The organism is Pseudoalteromonas sp. CNAT2-18.1 (genome assembly GCF_022347865.1).
Classification (GTDB): Bacteria; Pseudomonadota; Gammaproteobacteria; order Enterobacterales; family Alteromonadaceae; genus Pseudoalteromonas; species Pseudoalteromonas ruthenica.
This window is the reverse complement of the sequence record NZ_JAKRFR010000001.1, coordinates 418,514-437,352: the sequence shown is the minus strand read 5'-3', so window position 1 is coordinate 437,352 and position 18,839 is coordinate 418,514. Positions and strand designations below refer to the sequence as shown.

The window sequence follows — 18,839 nt, the reverse complement described above, 5'->3', positions numbered from 1 at the left end:
CTCTAGGTTCTTTCGTTACGCTTAACTTCTCGTTATCGCTAAGTCTGTTTGCTGTATGGTCTTGAATCCGCATTTACCTTTGGTTTATCACCCCAATTACTCGTTTAGCTTTGACCCCTATCATCGCTTTGTGATGAGCAAGTTTGCGCGCCTGTACCATCATGTAAAAGGCCTAGGCTTGGTCGGTGATAACCTTGAGCAACCGCCGCTCGGAACCCCGGATGATCTCAGCTTAATTCACTGCGATAACTATGTGCATGACCTATGGCATAACCGTTTAGATGCCAAAGCGATGCGCCGTATCGGCCTACCCTGGTCACACAACTTAATGGCGCGTACCTTCACCGCGCCTTTGGGGACACTGAAAACAGCCCGCCTCGCCCTTGCTCATGGGGTGGCTTGCCATTTGGCAGGGGGCACTCACCATGCTCATTATGACTTTGGATCTGGCTATTGCATGGTTAATGATTTAGCGTTCACGGCGCAAACGCTGATTAATAGTGGCGAAGTGACCAATGTGTTGGTTTTTGACCTTGATGTACACCAAGGCGATGGCACAGCCGCGCTGCTGCAACATCAACCCTATGCTTTTACCTGCTCCATTCACTGTGAAAAGAACTTCCCGTTTCGCAAATGCCCCAGTGATTTGGACATCGGTCTTGCCAATCACATAAGCGATGACGAATACCTCGGCGTGGTCGATGACACCCTAAAGCACTTGCTCGACAGCCTAAACCCCGACTTAGTGTTGTATGACGCCGGCGTTGATATCTGGCAGCAAGACGGCCTAGGTAAGCTGGATGTCAGCTGGCAGGGGATCGCACAACGTGATCGCTTAGTGCTCAAGCGCTGTGCACAGCACAATACCCCAGTGGCTACGGTAATTGGCGGCGGCTACGATAAAGACCATGAACGCCTAGCGGCACGCCATGCCATTGTGGTTGAGCAGGCTGCACAACTATAAGAAAAAAGGCCCTTACGGGCCTTTGGTTAACTTTGGGAAAATGCTGCTAAAAGGTGCTAATTAAGCACCAGCAACTGTGGATTGGCAGCGTGATAGTCCACAGCCATGGTGATGCTCAACACGGTGATATTAACAATGGAAAAGGCAAACACTTGGCGTGCCCAGCCATGCATATCAATATCGCGGCGATAGCCACGTAGGGCCATCAGCAACCACCAAAAACTGGTCGTGCATGCCACCGCCATAAAGGCGAGCCCGGTGTAGCCACCGAGCGGCAATAGCATGACCACCAAGGCATACAAAGCAATGTAGAAAACAATATGCCGCTGCGCTCTAGCTAAGCCCTTTGCCACCGGGAGCACCGGAATATTGGCGTCGCGGTAATCCTGATAACGGAAAATCGCAATGGCATAGGAATGCGGCATCTGCCATAGGCAAAACATCAGCAACAAAATGGCTGCCCCTGCATCAAATTGGCCGCTGACGGCGCCATACCCCACCACCGGAGGCACCGCCCCAGAGAGGCTGCCAACCAGGGTGCCGTACACGGAGTGACGTTTCATATACAAGCTGTATACGCCCACGTAGATGATGTAGCCAAAGGCAGCAAAGCCCACCGCCAAGGTATTGGTGTAGTAGATTAATGCGCCAAAACCACATACCGCCAATACCAAGGCGTGGAGCAGTGCCGCCGACGCCGATATTTCGCCGGTGACGGTGACGCGGCCTTGGGTGCGCGCCATTTTGGCATCAATGTCACGGTCAATAACATTGTTTACAACGCACCCCGAGGCCACCACCAACGAGAGCCCCATGAGCGTAGCCAGCATAAGTGGCCTGTCTATCTCGCCGCGTGCGGCCAGCAAGAAGCCCCCCGCCACAGAGATAAGATTGCCGATGATGATCCCCGGTTTAGTCACCGAAAAATAACGACGAAACATAAGCACGACCTCGACGTTAATACATCATCATGGCGTTGGACTCGTAAATGATCCACACCGATAAGCCAACCACCATAACGATGATAAGGGCACTAAAAATAAAGGAGATACTATTAGCTTTGCCTTCTTCACTAACAAAGTTAAGATGCAAAAAGTATTTTAAATGCACGTAAATTTGCACTATGGCTGCCACCACCACAGTGGCCAAGGTACTGGTTGTCGACAACGCTCCACTGCTCACCGCCCAAAACGGTGCACCGGTGAGCACGACCGAGAGTACAAAACCAATGACATAATCCTTAGCGTGATTAACTAGGCCTTGCTCTGCGACTGCCTCGAGCTTATCCATCGCGTGAGTTTCACTGTGACTCATGACATCACCCCCATTAGATACACCACGGTAAATACACAAATCCAGACAATATCCAAAAAGTGCCAAAATAAGCTTAAACAGCTTAAGCGCGTTACCGTTTGCCCCTTAAGCCCACGGCGCAGCACCTCAATCATCATCACGCTCATCCAAATCAATCCCGCACTCACATGCAGGCCATGCAGCCCCACCAAAGAGAAAAACGAGGTTAAAAACGCACTTTGTTGTGGGCCATTGCCAGCGGCAATTAAGTGATGAAACTCATACACTTCCATAGCGATGAACACTGCCCCTAGGGCAAAAGTAACCGCCAACCAGCTCAATGTAGCCGCCTGTTTTTGCGCCTTAGCGGTTATCATGGCAAAACCAAAGGTAATACTGCTGAGCAACAAGGCGGCCGTTTCTAGGGCAACAAAGTCAAGCTCAAAGATATCTTTGCCGGAAACCCCGCCGGCGGTGTTCATGTACAGCACCGCGTAGGTGGCAAAAAATGACGCGAATAACAGGCAGTCGGTCATCAGGTATAACCAAAAACCAAACACGGTATTGCTTGATGTATCGTGGTGCGCACAATCGGGGTGATGCGCCTCACCTAAGGTGTGAATAGCGGTTGATGTAGTGGCACTCATGAGCGACCCTCCGCAGTTGCATGGTGGATATGGGCTGACTCGATGGCTTCAATTTCAGCCACCTGCACATAGTAATCAACGTCATTGCTGTAACAACGCTTAATAAACACGGTTATAGCGGCGCCAAGGCCGGCAATGGCAAGCCACCAAATATGCCAAATCATGGCGAAGCAAAATGCCGTAAGCGCGGCGCTCATAAGCACGCCAGCTGAGGTGTTTTTCGGCATGTGGATGGGCGCATAGTGTTGCCCTTGCTGATAAGCCTGCTCCTGCTCTTTGGTGTCGGTCCAAGCGTCAATATCACGTACCACCGGGGTGTTTGCGAAGTTGTAGTACTGGGGCGGTGATGCCGTAGACCACTCTAAGGTATGGCCATTCCAAGGATCGCCGGTGGTATCTTGCAATTGCGCACGGTTTTTATAACTCACCACCAGTTGGATCACCTGAAATAGGATGCCAAACATAATGATCACAGCACCGACAAAGGCAATGTACAGCCAGATGTTCCAATCTGGGTTGTTGGTGTGGTTTAGGCGTCGCGTCATACCTAAAAAGCCCAGTACATACAGCGGCATGAAGGCAACAAAGAAGCCCACCAGCCAACACCAGAATGACGCCTTACCCCAACGCTCATCCAATTTATAGCCCATGGCTTTGGGGAACCAATAAGCAAAGCCGGCAAGGTAGCCAAACACTGCGCCACCAATAATGGTGTTGTGAAAGTGCGCAATCAGAAACAAGCTGTTATGAAGCACGTAGTCTGCGCCGGGAATGGCGAGCAACACGCCGGTCATACCGCCCACGGTAAAGGTGATCATAAAGCCAATGGTCCACAGCACCGGCACGGTGATGCGCAGACGCCCTCGGTACATGGTAAATAGCCAGTTAAACAACTTCACCCCAGTAGGCACCGCAATGACCATGGTCATCACCCCGAAGAAGGCGTTTACATTGGCACTGGAGCCCATAGTGAAAAAGTGATGCAGCCAGACGATAAAGCCCAAAATAGAAATCGCACCACTGGCATAAACCATGGACTTGTAGCCGAACAAACGCTTGCCAGTGAAAGTCGAGATCACTTCAGAAAAAATACCAAACGCCGGCAAAATCAGAATATAAACCTCTGGGTGGCCCCATGCCCAAAATAAGTTGATATACATCATGGCATTACCACCTGCTTCATTGGTGAAGAAGTGGAAATCCATGTATCTATCTAGGGTGAGCATGGCCAGCACCGCTGTTAAAATGGGGAACGATGCGGCGATAAGAATATTCGCCCAGGTACATGCCCAAGTAAAAATAGGCATCTTCATCAAACTCATGCCCGGCGCGCGCATTTTAAATACCGTCACCAAGAAGTTTACCGCCGTTAGCAAAGTACCCAAGCCTGATATCTGCAACGCCCAAATATAATAATCGACTCCCACACCGGGGCTAAAGGATAACTCTGATAGCGGCGGATAGGCGACCCACCCAGTCTTAGCAAATTCGCCAAGCCCTAGGGATAAATTAATCAGTATTGCGCCGCCCGCCGTAAGCCAAAAGCTCAGGTTGTTTAAAAATGGGAAGGCCACATCGCGGGCACCGATTTGCAGTGGCACCACAATGTTCATCAACCCAATCATAAACGGCATCGCCATAAAGATAATCATGATCACGCCGTGTGCGGTAAAGATTTGGTCGTAGTGCTCAGGGGGCAAGTACCCGGCCGCCCCGCCGGTAGCCATGGCCAGCTGAGTACGCATCATAATAGCGTCAGCAAAACCACGGAATAACATGATCAGGGCAAGGGTTATGTACATCATGCCCAATCGTTTATGGTCAATGGAGGTGATCCAATCTCGCCATAGCACGCCCCATTTTTGATATTTTGTCATCGCTGCTGCAAGCAGCAGACCCAGTACAGCCACAACCGCCAAAGTCACCATAATAATGGGCTCGTGGTATGGAATGGCCTCAATTGATAGTTTTCCAAATAGATTCATTTTCACTCCTCGACGCGATGTTGGTTATGCGCCGCATGCTCGGGCTTGGCGTAGTAATTCATTTCACCGTGACCTTGCATGTACTTCATCACAATGCTGTGAAACAGCCCCTGTTCCACCTCGCTGTAATAGCTCACCGGATGGTATTCACTGGGTTGGGTTAACGTCTCGTAGCTGTGTTGGTCTAACTTAGTCCCTTTGGCTTTGACATTGGCAACCCAGGTATCAAAGTCGGCCTGTGTGGGGGTGGCAATGGCATTAAACTTCATGCCGCTAAACCCGGCGCCACTGTAGTTGGCTGAAAAGCCTTTGAATGTGCCAGGCTCGTTGGCAATCAGGTGTAGCTGGGTTTCCATGCCCGCCATGGAGTAAATTTGGCTTCCCAGTTGGGGAATAAAAAAGGAGTTCATGGTACTTTGCGAGGTGATTTTATATTCCACCGGCACATTGGCTGGAAACACCAGCTCATTGACCGTGGCAATACCCTGCTCAGGGTAGATAAATAGCCACTTCCAATTTAGCGACACCACCTGCACGGTTAAGTGCTCCCCTTTACCGGCCAGCGGCTTGTATGGGTCAAGTGCTTGTGTGGAGCGCCAAGTGATCACCCCAAGCACAATGATAATAACGATGGGAATGGTCCACACCGCCGCTTCTATTTTGCTCGAGTGCGCCCATTTCGGGGCATAGATCTCATGGTCGCGACCATCGCGATATTTCCAGGCAAAATACAAAGTCATGATGATCACCGGGATCACCACAACCAACATCAGAACGGTGGCAATAATAATGAGATTTTTCTCATCGATGCCAATTTGCCCCTTGGGGTCCAGCACTCCGCCACTACAGCCACTGAGCGCCAACACCATAAGAGCGAAAGCGAATGAAAAGAGTTTTCGAGTTAACAAAACACTACCCTACAACCTAAAGGTTAAACCTCGCCACAAAGTGGCCTGAGCTACTTCAAGCGCATAAATACAGCGCTTAAAGAGCGAAATTCGCGGTTAAGGGAGCATTTTTAAGATGCAAAAATGCTGCTTTGCCAAAGGTTCTCTGCAGCCGCAGCATGGGCGACTGAGTCAGCGCAAAGCTTGACCTTCACTGAGATAGAGTGTGCAGAGATAAATTAGCATTGCTGCCCAAGGCACCGCGAATAACACTGCGGTGGGTTGACTGTGGTCAGTGACAAAAATTAAGCAGACGCACTGAGGTCGCTACCAAGGACACGCATTTCCTGAGTGGTAGCAACTAAAAACAATCAACCGGCAAATGATGGAGGAGCGCGGCACCCATGCGCGCCTTGAGGATTCTGGCAACGGGTGGGGGCGACAAAGTCAAACGCCGCTTTACGCAGCGAAATGGCTGCGCGCTTAGGCGCAAAAAAGTGAAACAATAACCAACATAAACCAATTAACAACTGGGCGCTAAGCACCGGCTGGGCAAAAAACTGCATCGCCGCCACCAACCAAGGCTCTTGGCTTAAACCTTCGCCCATTAGCGCTTCAAGCTCAATGGCATCTCCAAGGGAGCCGCTGAGCAACAACGCCGTATTAAGCGCAAAGAGCACACAAGCAAGCACAACACCACGACCAAAGTACGCGCCCGACACCAGCGGCTGCGTTAGCAAGGTTGAATTGTTCGTGTTAGCTGAAAGCACTGTGTACATCCACTTCGGGTTTAATTGCGAAATATCGGTTAGGAACTTTCACTACTTACTGAAAGTTCGCGCCGAGTATAACAAAGGCATGCTAGGTTGCAACTAACAAATCACCTAAGCCCGCGCATTAAAGTAAGGCGCTAGTTCTCTAGCCACGAGATAGACGCGATTGTTATTTTTTTAAAATAAAAGTGATCGCTCTATTTATAAAGTTCCGTAAAAGCGTGCGAAGGGTTTGCAATTGCAACCACCTTTTGTTCCTCTCTAACTGGATTCAAACAGGGGGTGTGCATAGGAATTGGCCCCCCTTCACCATAGCGTAGAATAAGCGCCCTGACTGGGCGCTTTCTTTTTATTGTGCTTTTTTTTAGGCATCACATCGGGTAATATTGTCGCTAGTTAAAAACAATTTATGTGTGCTATGGAAAGCTCTAGTCTTGTCAAGGATTACAACCCAGTAACGCCTGCGGCATTCGCTCGCGGTTACATTGTGTATTGCAGTTTTGGTCATCCTCATTTGGTGTGTCGCCCTGAACATATCCCCGATGATCCTATGCTTCCCCATCCCATCTATGCATTTCGGTCCGGGCGTGTATTCGCCGAGCAGTTTTTGCATGATCTCGACCCATGGCGCAATAGTCAGTTTATTATTAGCACCTTGTTCGACTATTTACATATCACCAGCTTCGGCTCAGGCTATAAGTCAGTCACTTCACAGCTTAACGAGGTGGCCGAAGCTTTGGTGGATGAACGCTTAGTGATGTTCGAATTGTGGGATATTGCCGAGCACCCTAATGTGGTTAAACAACAGCTGCAAAAATCAGATAAAACACGCAGTAGCGATGTCGCTGGCTCAAGCGCACCGAAGCGCAGCAGCGGCGCCGATTTGGCAAGCCCAGAGAAAAAGGCACCCGCCCCCAACTCCACAAGCTCAGCCCCAGTGGTCACCGGCGCAGGCAAAAAAGCGGATACCAGCAAAGCAAGCGAACCGCAAGCAAGTGAAGCAAACGCTAAAAAAGCGCCAGCACCAAAAAAAGCACCACCGCAAAGCATGGAAGAGTGTGTGCAGCGCTTGGCGGATGCGCGTAAACGTCTAGAAGAGACCGGCGAATATCAACCTAAATATTCACAGAGTGAATTAGAAGCCTTAGCCGCAAAGGGCGTTGTAAAAGAGCGCTTTATTGTCACCTTACAAGAAAAGAAAGGACCTAACGATAAGCTTGGTTTTGAACGTGAGTCGGGGCGGACAACCACTTGGACCACTACCTTTGACCAAATGGAAAATGCTGACACAGACCCTAAACTGCTGAACGATTTAAATGGTATGAATTGGAAAGAGGACGCCGAGTGGGAAGTTATTATCGTAGACCAAGAGAAGTATTTGGAAAACGAAGACTCCTATACCTTTGTACCAACCTATGATCGGATGAAGGACGTGGGTGTTAAGGAGTTTAGCAATAAAAACTTATCGGAAAAAAATGAACACTCCCCAGAGAAGTTAAAAGAGGTAATGACTCCAGAGTACTCTAAAGAGTACAGCAAAATTATGGACGACTTTGAAAAGGCAAAGCTCAACCAATACGATAAAGAGCACGTTAAAGCTTTTTCAAATAACTACTTTAAAGATAAAAATGAAAAAGAGAAATTCCTTTGCCGCCACGAGTACACCTGTGAAATTGGCACAAACAAGTGGTTCTCCGGCGATGGTCTAACAAAGACTAATGGCAACTCTGGATATGTTCCAGCAAATCAACATGGTACGCTAGAGAGCATTACACTAGAACGCTCCCCTAAAACAATCGCCGAACTAGAACACCCTAGCTTAGGTGCTATTATTCGCGTTCCTGCGAAGCCGATAAAAGGGTAATAAATATATGCTGGATATTAATAACCTTCCTTCTGAATATCGTTTAATTAAAACCTTTCCTAATTATTTTGGCCCTCAAAAATTAATGCATATAATTGAAGGGAAAGATTCTCTTATTTTTTTTAATGAGAGTAAGTTGAACGAGGCACAGCAAGCTTTTTTGAAAAAAAGTGTTATTCAAAGCACCTTTAGCCTCCCATTAAGTTCACTCGATTGGGTGGTAGACGTCATAGAAAATGGCTTTATGAAACTACCGAGCGAGGGTGGATTATCTGCTGACACACGTCATGTTAAGAATAGTTTTGATAAGCAAGAATTAAAAGTACGCTTCTCACCGAATTGCCTAGCAGAAGGTGAAAAGGGAATTACGTTAATAAATCTCTCAATACCTGATGATGTATCAAGCTATACAGAGCTACAACTGCCTTACATGTCTCTACTAGAGCAGGGTATTCTTGCTGAACTCAAGCGTATAGCCCAAAACTATAAAAACGCTTGAACGCTCTAATATAGATATAAATAGCCAAAAGCGACTGAAGCGCTCATAAGAGGGTTTATGATTATACCAGCAGAAAGACTACAGTACATTGCAGACCTATTCTTACGCTGTGAAAGAGTAGAACAAAACCCTTGGACAGAATTAGCCTTTGTTTTCGAGTTTAATGAAGGTCATATGGCCAACTCTGGTTTCATATATAACGCAGAAGCAGTACGCCCTGCCTCTGCCGAAATAGAAGACGATCCTTTGTTGTTAGACGACACTCTGCTCGAATTCCGTGAGGAAGTTTATGAGCAATGCGACTGGCGTTTTATAAAGTTATTGTTCCAAATGGAAAGCGAAACCGGGCGCTTTAAAATCGACTTTGAGTTTGAAGATAAAAGCCGCTGGGAAATCCACCCAGGTAATATGATGGAGATGCGAGAAGAGCTGCGCCCTCATTTCGATTGATGCCTATTCTGATGTGCCTACTACAGGTCTTCGATTGCGAAAAGTATCAGCCAATCAGTCTGGTACTTTTCGTACAGCAGAACCGTTGGCATTGTTAATCACCTCTTAGAAATTTAATAAAAAGGCCTTGTTATTTAATGCCTTGTGAAATGACAGGATCAGATATCAAAGCCCAAGGCACTGGCACAATGAATTTCATAAGACTTGAGAGCGCGACTCAAAATGCGTTGAGGTTACTCAAGCTGGAAACGGATGACTCAACTGCCAGCGTTAAGCCTGAGATAAAAGCGCAACTTGCGTTTATTTTGGCCTGCGCTCAATATGAGAAGAACCCTAGAGACGAGCTTCCTGAAGGAGAGGCTTTTACTTTTGGAGTCCTAACTTCCAGATATTTTACCGCACCAGTCCATAACGAATTCTTAGCAAATATCGATATTATCTTCGAAGAACTCTTAACGTAAGCCATGCTTTGACCTATCTAACTTTGAGCTCACTTTAGCACGGCCCGAGAGCGCTGATACGGGAACAATATGAATATACCAGCAGAACGACTCCAATATATTGCCGACCTCTTCCTGCGTTGTGAGGACGTAGCAGAAAACCTATGGACAGCGTTTACGTTTGTTTTCGAATTCAATGATGGCCATATAGCTAACTCCGGCTTTTTATATAATGGCGACAAGGTTGAACCCGCAACAGCTAGAATAGCAGAGGATATGTTACTACTTAGCAATACTCTTCGTGAATTCCGTGAGGAAGTTTATGAGCAATGCGATTGGCGTTTTATCAAAATGCTGTTTCAAATGGAAAGCGAAACCGGGCGCTTTAAAATCGATTTTGAATTTGAAGATAAAAGCCGCTGGGAAATTCACCCTGGCAATATGATGGAAATGCGTGAGCAGTTGCGCCCTCATTTCGATTAATCGCTATTTTGGCGTTGGTTGTCGATTTTATGCATCAAACGCCTACAAGAGGACACCGTATGAATATACCAATGGAACGTCTCCAATACATTGCAGATCTATTTCTACGCTGCAAGAAAGTACAGCAAAACCCATGGACAGCGTTTTCGTTTGTTTTTCAATTTAACGAAGGACACATCGCTAACTCTGGTTTCCTATACGATAACGATAAAGTAGAGCTCGCTACAGCCAGGATTGAAGACGACTTGCTGTTGCTCGAGGATACCTTACTCGAATTCCGTGAAGAAGTTTACGAGCAATGCGATTGGCGTTTTATAAAACTGCTGTTTCAAATGGATGGCGAAACAGAGCGCTTTAAAATCGATTTTGAGTTCGAAGATAAAAACCGCTGGGAAATCCACCCTGGCAATATGATGGAAATGCGTGAACAGCTGCGCCCTCATTTCGATTAATTTACGCTCTGCCAATATTATTGAGTCTTTGGTTCTGGCCCAGCACTTTTTGTATAACTGACCAGTGTTTTTGTAAAACAAGGTCACAAAACAACTTATATTCAACCATAGCGCCCTGCAACCTGAGGCAGGGCTTAACTGCTTGGTTATAGGAACATGGGTGCTTTAAGTACCAATTCAACGCGACGGTTACGCTGCATATTATCGTCATTGTCGTTTGCAGCCAACGGAACGACTGGCCCGACACCCACCGCTTGCAATCGCTGTTGGGTTATTTGGTAATCACGAACTAGGGTGTTCACCACTTCTTGAGCGCGTCGACTCGCTAAGTCTTGGTTGTAGTCAAATGCACCTTTATTATCGGTGTGACCAACCACATACAAAGAAACATCAGCCCTTTGCGTTAAGAACTTTGCAATTTCATCCAATTGCGCTTTTGAGCTAGGTTTAATAGTGTGTTTATTAAAATCAAACTCAATACCATACAAAGAAACACTGCCTGTGTTTTGTATTTCTTTTAAAAGATTGTCACTGTCGATATTTAAAGCTACGTGGCTAACTCCTTTTTCTTCAATAATATCAACCACCAACTCTACACTTTCCTTGGCCCTACGTTGTAGGCTGTACATTGATGTGTATAGCTTGCCATGAGGTGTGTCTTTCTCAGCTGTGAACAAGTAAAAGTTGCTTTTTTCAGTCATGTTATAGATATCAGAATCATGACGCTTAGCAAAAATGGTATCGCGGTAATTATCACGCAAAATATAGTTGCCACAGCTACGTGCTTGGCACTCATAAATAATAGTGAACCCAGCTTGGGTCAGTGCATTCATGTAGTTTTTATGGACTGCATAAGGTCCAACCGTTTTATCAATACGGTAATTTAGCGTGGTCACTTTACCGCCGACGGTGCGTACCGGAATTGATTTTTTATACTGACCTACAATTAATGGATAGGGTTCATAATCACTCACGCCGCTGCTTTTGATATAACTGCCAGGGAAGCGCTCGATTAATGGGTGATCAGCACTGCCTTTTGCATCTTTTTCCTTGGCTTTTAGCTGACTAAAATCCAACGCATCAATCTCAAAGTCTTGTTGCACGCTAAGACCCGCATCAGGCATAGGCAAGGATGCAATTTGTTCATAGCCTAAGGAAAGCCCTCCGCTGCGTTCTTGTTTAGCAAACAGCATAACTGCACGTGGCTGCTCATTCACTGTTTTCATCGCTGACAGATAGCCAAATCGGTTTTCCTGAACATTGTAATAACCTAAGCGATACAACACTGTATCGCGAAAGGTATCATCAATTAGCCGGGCGTAAGTGCGTTTATCACACTCCTGAACACAATAAACCTGTGTGCTAAACCCCTTAGCCTCCAGCTTGGCTTTAACATCAGCAAGTAGGTGTGAAAAGCCGAGCTTAGCGCTAGGCTCAATCTCCTGCATGTAAGCGCGATACTCCCCCGCTAACTCTATACGTTGATCACCTTTGCCTAGCACTAATACAGGCATATAGCTGTAATGGGCGTCGGCCTTGGTGCGGCCGCCTTTGTATTTGTCGACGAATAGATTACTTTGCGCAAGGCTAGAAGTGGTAAGTAACAGTAAAGCGAAGGTAAAGAGCAAGCGAACCATTATTTTCATCCTTAAATATAATTAGCCTTATTAATACTTATTACCGTATTTAAATCAACTAGTTTCAGTAGCGAAAGCAAAAAGGCGGTGATCACCGCCCTGCTCTTGCCTTACTGGTGTGAAATCTTGGTTTACTGCAAACTCAACGCCCTGCCTCGGCGCTGGGTTAGTGGCGATCGTGCTCGTATCGCCCGCACCGGGCCATAGTGCTTGTTGCCCTTGAACGGTTGCCACTGGCCATCCGCCGCTTGTACTTCAATGGCAAACCCGGGAAGTAAAGTAAAGGCATCGATATAGCCTTGTTTAGTGGTGCTTGCCGCCACTGTGGGAATGCGATAAAAACGCCCGTACTTTTCTAATTTAGCTATTTCCCGTTCGCCAACTAAATAAGCAAAACGCTGCCAGTCCTGCTCTCGTTGCTGTTGGCGTTGCGCATCGAAAAACTCGGTGTCGGCACTGTAACTGCGACCGGCCACATAAGGCAGTGCCCACTGCGGTTTGTGCCAAGCACGCTCTGCTAACGCCAATAAGCGTGGATACAGCATGTACTCGGCTTGGCGGTCTGTGCGCAGCATCTCCGACCAAAGGTGTCCTTGCACACCGGCAAACTGCACACCGGGTTGCAAAGACGAGTCACTGTCATCGGCGCGGTACGGCTGATTTTTAACACTGCGCCATATCTCTGCATGTGCGGGCAGATTATCGGGCATAAACTCAAATACTTTGCGCGTATCAGCAGCCCGACTGGCCCAGTGATTACCGCGCTCTTGTGGGTGCGATTGATATGGAAAGTCAAAATAGGTGACATCTGGGCTGGAGATCACCACATCCCATCCTTGATTGGCATGCTGATGGGCAACCTCATGGCCATTGTCACTCAAAGTCGCCCAGGCGTTACTTTGCACATGAGCTGGCATATTTGCTAAGCGCACATCGCTCATGCCATCACTCCAACCACCTACTTTAATGCCTTTATTAGCCAAAGATTGACTAATCTTTTCAATAAAATAACCATTGAATGAGCTAAAGTCCGCGACCTTATCTTTGAGCTGTTGGCATGCCGGTGACGCCAGCCAGGCTCCGGCCGTTTCATCGGCACCAATATGATAAGTGTGCAACTCCACCCCCGCTCGCTGATGTAAACGCTGTACTTCCAGCAGGACCTTATCGATAAAGCGATAGGTTGACGGCAAACAAATATTTAAGGTGTTGTCGTTATAATGCTGAATAGAGCGGTATTGCGTACGGTCTTGTGGCTCCACTAAACGGTACTGACTGGCGCGCTGTTTGTCGCCTTGCGCCAGCAAACGCTGATAACGAGCCTCCATCGCTTTAATAGCGGCACGCGAGTGCCCGGGCATATCCAGCGAAGGCACCACTTCAATATGATGGGCTTGGGCATAACGCAAAATATCAACATAATCTTGCGCGCTATAAAAACCATTCACTCCACTGTCACTAAGGTGGCCGGCGCCCAACTGGGGCAACAAGCAGCGCTGCTCTGCTAAATCTAAACAACGTGTTGCCGCCACCTCGGTCAGCTCCGGTAAACCATCAATGGCAAGACGCCAGCCTTCATCATCTGCCAAGTGCAAATGCAGCTTGTTAAGCTTATACGCCGCCATTTGCTCTATGGTATTAAGAATAAACGCTTTAGTTCGAAAATTACGTGCTACATCAATGTGTAAACCACGAAAGCCATAATGCGGCGCATCTTCTATAGCGACCCGCTCTAGGCTTAAATCGTCACTATTCAATAGCCCCGCTACACTTTGCAGCCCGTAAAAGGCCCCAGTGGCACTGGGCGCTTGAATAACAATGCTCTCACCACGCACATTGAGTTTATAAGACTCTGGCGGCGCGCCTGCTTGCTCGCTAACATGAATTTCAATGCTCACCGCAGCTTGGCGCTCATGAACGCCGAGGGTTGCTAATCGTTTTAACGCCGCCTCGATAGCGCCTCGCTCTATACCCTTTAATTGCAGTGTAAAACCTTTGCTTAGCGACAGCCGCCCCGGCGCCGTACGCGCAATGTGCTGTGGCTGTGGCACCAAACCCAATACGGTATCACGGGGCTTCGGGCGTACTTGATGCTGATATAAATACTCAGCCCCCATCCAGGGGGTTTTATCATCATCACTCACTCGTAATTGCTTGATGCCGGTGAAAGCCTGTAAATAGGGTTGGCGCTCTAAGCCTGTAGTGTCGTCAACAACGCTTTGCGTGCTGGCGATCACCTGTGGCTCTAGGCGGTGCTCAACATCGCTTATCAGGTAGTTGGGCATAAATTCCGAGCGGGTGATTTGCGATTGTTCAGTGTAAAAACGCACGCTTACGCCCGCCTCACCAAAGCCGGTAAACTGCGAAGTGGCACGGATGCGGTGTAGATCACCATTAACATGCTCAATAGCGAGCTGCTCCCCCTGCACCGCGTAGATAGGCATCAGCTGGCTAAAATAGATGGCCCAATCGCTTAGTGGCTCTAAATCCTCGGCGCTGGCTAACGACAGTGTCAGTTCACTGAGGTAACACGCCTCTTTTTGCTCAGGACAACTATCAGGATTGGCATCAATCAAGGTGTAATGCACTTGTAGTTGCTGCGCCAAACGCTCAAGCTGCGACGCCGTGATCGCTTGCGCGTTGGCCGCGAAAACAAGCAACAATAAAATTAGGTTACGCACAATAAACCTCCTTGTGTGGCAAATGGGTGTGACGTTCGAATAACGCATATGCCCCCAACAGCGGCGCATATTCCAACTGCCCGGGGCTTATTTGCAACGCTTCAACCAAAATGGGGTGAGCCTGGTTACTGAGCGCGTGCCGCATGGTTTCAGCAAACAGTGAGTAAGAGCGTGCCACTGAGCCGCCGAGCACGACTTTGTCTGGGTCAAAAGCCAGCATCACCTGCGCCAAGGCATAACCTATGTGTGTACCTAACTCAGCAAATAGCGCCTTTGCATGGGCATCGCCTTGTTGCGCTAACAGTGCCTGCTCGCCCCCTTCTAAACCTCGGCGCTTAAAGAATTGCCCGCTGGTATAGTGCTCAATGATACCATCTCGATAGGGAAAGCTACCAAACTCGCCGGCCGCCGCATGTTTGCCGCTATACAAGGTGCCATCGATGACAATGCCCGCGCCAAGGCCGGTGCCTAAGCACACACCCACGAGGTTTTGCACTTGATGGCCGCCATAACAATACTCGCCCATGGCAAAACAGTTGGCATCATTGTGCACCACCACCGGTAACTCAAAGTGGGTCTGTAACAATTGCTGTAAAGCAACGTTGTGCCAACTGGGAATATTCACGGTTTCCAGCACCCGACCTGATTGCATTTCCACCATGCTCGGAACGCCAATGGCAATGCCTTGACTGTGCTCGTTAATGGTACTGCGCACTAACTCTAAGACAAATGCATTGATTTGTTCTTTCTCCCCTTGGTAGGGCACCGCGCGACGAATCGGGGCGCTGAGATTCACGCCATCAACACGCGCTGCCAGTGCTTTGGTGCCTCCCAAGTCGATGCATACAACATTTTTCATGAAGGACTCTTTAACTCTTCGTTGGAAACGGATTTTTTAAACAGATTAAGGGTGTGATTGCGCACCAGTGGACGCGCCCAAATACCCACGCTAAAGATATAAATCAGCGGTACAAACAGTACTAGAATGGCGATTTGTAAGCTCCCTATACCTTGGCTGATTGCGCCAATGATTGGCGAGGCCACGGCGCCGCCAATAATGCCAGTGCAGAGGATCCCGGCCACAGCGCCATGCCCGGCTTTAAAAGAGTTGAGCGCCAAAGAGAAAATAACCGACCACATAATGGACAAGAAAAACCCACAGGCAGGAAATGCCAGCACCGCTAGCGATTGGCTGCCAAACAGCGCTACAACTAAGCAGAGCGCGGCACCCACGCTAAAGAACATCAATAACTTTTGCGCATCCACACACTTAAGTAGCACTAATCCGAGTAAACAACCCAGGGTTAAACTCAACCAAAAATGACTCACCACCGCTGCGCCCTCAGTGTTGGGCTCTAAGCCATGTTGTTGCTGTAAAAACACCGACATGGAATTGGCAATGCCTTGCTCTAGGGCAACATAAGCGGCGATTGCAAAGAAGAACTTAATGGCCGTGGGGTTTTTAAAGTATTGCAGGCTTTGCTTGGCGCTGAGCCGTTCATCGGCGTTGCGCTGGGCTCTTTTAATGGGTGTTAGCGCTATCCATACCAGCATGGCCACACTTAATGCCGCAAACAGCCAATACATACTCAGCCACCCCATATTCGCGGGAATACTCGGCGCTATCATGGCTCCAACACCTTGCCCAGTTTGCGTTTGCTCAAGTAAATGTGAATACACCAAAGGGGACAACGTTGCAGCGCCACCAAACATCAGCTGCGCCAACACTGACAACAGCGCAAAATGCTGGCTGCCGCCGCTTTCGCGCAATAATGGGTTAACCGCCACTTGCAGTAGTGCCATAGCTGAGCCGAGCAAGAACAGCGCTGTCATTGCAACCGCAAATACCGGCATAAGCACAAACGCCATTGCGCCTAATGCAGCGAGTAAAAACGCCAACAACATCACGTGTTTCTCGCCCCAAGATTGCACTAACAACCCCGCCGGAATGGACATGACTCCGTAGGCGATAAAGAATGCGAACGGGAAAAACCCCGCTAGCGTTAAGCCAATATCAAAGCTATCAATAAGCGCCGGAAATATCGGTCCGAGGATATTGGTAATAAACGAAATCATAAAAAAGGTCGCGAGTACTAATACGACCACAGGGATATTAGTTTTCATTGTTTTTCCCTCTGTGCCTTAAAATAAAAGGGGTGATGGTTTATACGAGCCGGCTTGTGGGCAAACAAACACAATGCTCAAGGGGAACCACGACCATCACCCCAAATGGGTTATTAATGCTCTTTGTATGCGCTGCCAGTATCGCAGCCTTTTGCCACCACTGGCGGCACAATTCAGTGCCTTACCGATACTATTCTCACAGCCTTAAAACCTGCTCATGGACGCCAAAATGAGTCTCGCATAGTGTTTTTACATAGGCCTTGGCGGCGCTGTCGATATGCGCCGGGGCGCACTCAAAAGGCTGGGTGAGGTGCGTGTCGCGATAATCCATGCCCGCTAACAGGCAATACCAGCTGGCTCGGTTATAAGCCTGCTGATGACGATGCTGATGCAACCACTGGTCGATATCTCCACCGCTGCGCCAACGCTGTAACAGCGGCGCAATTCGCGGGCTTTGTGCGGCTATTACCGCACTGGCTAACCAATAGGGCGTATCGACACGACGGCTAGTGGCGTAATGGCCGAGAATATAATCTTTCACGCCCAACACGAGGGTGTGTAATTCATCATTAAGGTGCTGCGCACTGACCTGGCCTTCAATAAATTGACTCAGTAGTGTGATGCTGTGGCCAGTGATCATCAGCGCGGTGGCCTCCAAAGGCTCGATAAAGCTCTGCGCTAGGCCAACGGCCATGACATTACTGACCAGTGCGCGGCGCATCATGCCCACTCGCATGTGCAGATGTTTAGCGCTGCTATGATACTCACCCAAGGCTTGGCGCAACTGCTGTTCAGCCTGCTCCGCATTTAGATATTGGCTGCTGTAGACATAGCCATTGCCACAGCGGCTTTGCAGTGGAATGTGCCAGCGCCAACCACTCGGCATAGCTTGAGCATGGGTGTACACCGGTGGGTTAGGCAGCGCCTCAGTGGCGAAAGCCACGGCGCGGTCATTGAGTAACTCATCGTTAAAGCGAATAAAGGGCTCTTGCAGCGCCTTTTCCACCAGCAGTGATTGAAAACCACTGGCATCAATGTAAAAGTCTCCCTGCAGCGTGCGCCCATCCGCCAAGGTGACATGCTCGATACGCTGGCGACCTTGTACTTGCGAGACTGTTCCGCTGATGTGCTCAACGCCACGAGCGCAGGCATAGGCGCGCAGCCAATCTGCCAGCTTTTGCGCATCAAAATGATAGCCATAGTGCAGCGGCCGCGCTAATGCACTGAGCGCTTTGGGAGCACGATTTTGCGCCGCCAACTGCGCCGCTAAAAAGTACCCATCCGGATGGGCGGGCACAGCAGCACCGCGACGCCTGGCATTGGCGTTGACAAAAAACACCTCCGCCGTTTTTTCATCTAACTCACTAAAGAAAGGGTGAAAATACTCACTGTCATCGCCATTCCAGTGACTAAAGCGGATCCCTGCCTTATAGGTGGCCTCGCAGGCACGCATCCAATGGCTTTCTGTCACCCCTAAGTCGGCCATAAACTGTTGCAGGTGTGGCGTGGACCCCTCGCCAACACCAATACGACCAATGTGTGCAGACTCTATCACCCGCACCGTTTTATCTCGGTGGTGCTTACTCAGATAGGCGGCGCACATCCACCCGGCCGTACCTCCGCCCACTATCGTGATGGTATTAATGTTATTCATCGCCCT

Annotated in this window: 18 protein-coding genes; 7 read left to right on the top strand and 11 right to left on the bottom strand. The window is 48.6% G+C overall.

Annotated features, from left to right (window positions below; genetic code table 11):
* Positions 1-55 precede the first annotated feature (55 nt).
* Complete coding sequence (locus tag MHM94_RS01910; protein WP_235418579.1) at positions 56-964, top strand: histone deacetylase; 909 nt, start codon at positions 56-58, stop codon at positions 962-964.
* Positions 965-1,020: 56 nt separating this feature from the next.
* On the opposite strand, the gene cyoE is transcribed toward MHM94_RS01910, so the two are convergent.
* The 6 genes from cyoE to MHM94_RS01880 form a co-directional block, all read right to left on the bottom strand.
* Complete coding sequence (gene cyoE, locus MHM94_RS01905; protein WP_151173900.1) at positions 1,021-1,905, bottom strand: heme o synthase; 885 nt, start codon at positions 1,903-1,905, stop codon at positions 1,021-1,023.
* Positions 1,906-1,921: 16 nt separating this feature from the next.
* Positions 1,922-2,278, bottom strand: coding sequence for a cytochrome o ubiquinol oxidase subunit IV (cyoD, locus tag MHM94_RS01900; protein ID WP_239348332.1), 357 nt, complete (start codon positions 2,276-2,278; stop codon positions 1,922-1,924).
* Positions 2,275-2,904 carry a cytochrome o ubiquinol oxidase subunit III gene (gene cyoC, locus MHM94_RS01895; protein WP_053909576.1) on the bottom strand — a complete coding sequence of 210 codons (630 nt, stop codon included), beginning with the start codon at positions 2,902-2,904 and terminating at the stop codon, positions 2,275-2,277. Before cyoC ends, cyoD begins: the two co-directional genes overlap by 4 nt.
* Positions 2,901-4,889, bottom strand: a complete 1,989-nt coding sequence (cyoB, locus tag MHM94_RS01890) for a cytochrome o ubiquinol oxidase subunit I (protein WP_235418575.1) — start codon at positions 4,887-4,889, stop codon at positions 2,901-2,903. Before cyoB ends, cyoC begins: the two co-directional genes overlap by 4 nt.
* Positions 4,890-4,891: 2 nt before the next feature.
* Entirely contained in the window at positions 4,892-5,758 is an 867-nt protein-coding gene (cyoA, locus tag MHM94_RS01885) for a ubiquinol oxidase subunit II (protein WP_081604430.1), read from the bottom strand.
* 389 nt (positions 5,759-6,147) lie between these two features.
* Complete coding sequence (locus MHM94_RS01880) at positions 6,148-6,546, bottom strand: hypothetical protein (protein WP_235418572.1); 399 nt, start codon at positions 6,544-6,546, stop codon at positions 6,148-6,150.
* Between the two features lie 421 nt (positions 6,547-6,967).
* On the opposite strand from MHM94_RS01880, the gene MHM94_RS01875 reads away from it, so the two are divergent.
* From MHM94_RS01875 to MHM94_RS01850, 6 genes are all read left to right on the top strand, one after another.
* Positions 6,968-8,413: a hypothetical protein gene (locus tag MHM94_RS01875; RefSeq protein WP_235418570.1), complete on the top strand. Its 1,446-nt coding sequence runs from the start codon at positions 6,968-6,970 to the stop codon at positions 8,411-8,413.
* Between the two features lie 7 nt (positions 8,414-8,420).
* Positions 8,421-8,912: a hypothetical protein gene (locus MHM94_RS01870; protein WP_235418567.1), complete on the top strand. Its 492-nt coding sequence runs from the start codon at positions 8,421-8,423 to the stop codon at positions 8,910-8,912.
* 57 nt (positions 8,913-8,969) lie between these two features.
* Positions 8,970-9,362 (top strand): hypothetical protein, encoded by a 393-nt coding sequence (locus tag MHM94_RS01865; RefSeq protein WP_235418565.1) that lies wholly within the window; start codon positions 8,970-8,972, stop codon positions 9,360-9,362.
* 149 nt (positions 9,363-9,511) lie between these two features.
* Positions 9,512-9,823, top strand: a complete 312-nt coding sequence (locus tag MHM94_RS01860) for a hypothetical protein (protein WP_235418563.1) — start codon at positions 9,512-9,514, stop codon at positions 9,821-9,823.
* 69 nt (positions 9,824-9,892) lie between these two features.
* Complete coding sequence (locus tag MHM94_RS01855; protein ID WP_235418561.1) at positions 9,893-10,285, top strand: hypothetical protein; 393 nt, start codon at positions 9,893-9,895, stop codon at positions 10,283-10,285.
* Between the two features lie 59 nt (positions 10,286-10,344).
* Entirely contained in the window at positions 10,345-10,737 is a 393-nt protein-coding gene (locus tag MHM94_RS01850) for a hypothetical protein (protein ID WP_235418558.1), read from the top strand.
* A gap of 146 nt (positions 10,738-10,883) precedes the next feature.
* On the opposite strand, the gene MHM94_RS01845 is transcribed toward MHM94_RS01850, so the two are convergent.
* The 5 genes from MHM94_RS01845 to MHM94_RS01825 all read right to left on the bottom strand — a co-directional run bounded on the left by MHM94_RS01845 (position 10,884) and on the right by MHM94_RS01825 (position 18,833).
* Positions 10,884-12,374, bottom strand: a complete 1,491-nt coding sequence (locus MHM94_RS01845; RefSeq protein WP_235418557.1) for an OmpA family protein — start codon at positions 12,372-12,374, stop codon at positions 10,884-10,886.
* Between the two features lie 131 nt (positions 12,375-12,505).
* A complete protein-coding gene (locus tag MHM94_RS01840; RefSeq protein ID WP_235418555.1) occupies positions 12,506-15,055 on the bottom strand; it encodes a family 20 glycosylhydrolase in 2,550 nt (849 codons plus the stop codon).
* Positions 15,048-15,914 (bottom strand): ROK family protein, encoded by an 867-nt coding sequence (locus MHM94_RS01835; protein ID WP_235418553.1) that lies wholly within the window; start codon positions 15,912-15,914, stop codon positions 15,048-15,050. Before MHM94_RS01835 ends, MHM94_RS01840 begins: the two co-directional genes overlap by 8 nt.
* Positions 15,911-17,179, bottom strand: a complete 1,269-nt coding sequence (locus MHM94_RS01830; protein ID WP_151173890.1) for an MFS transporter — start codon at positions 17,177-17,179, stop codon at positions 15,911-15,913. The genes MHM94_RS01835 and MHM94_RS01830 overlap by 4 nt, the downstream gene beginning before the upstream one ends.
* Before the next feature lie 196 nt (positions 17,180-17,375).
* Entirely contained in the window at positions 17,376-18,833 is a 1,458-nt protein-coding gene (locus MHM94_RS01825) for a tryptophan halogenase family protein (RefSeq protein ID WP_235418551.1), read from the bottom strand.
* Positions 18,834-18,839 lie beyond the last annotated feature (6 nt).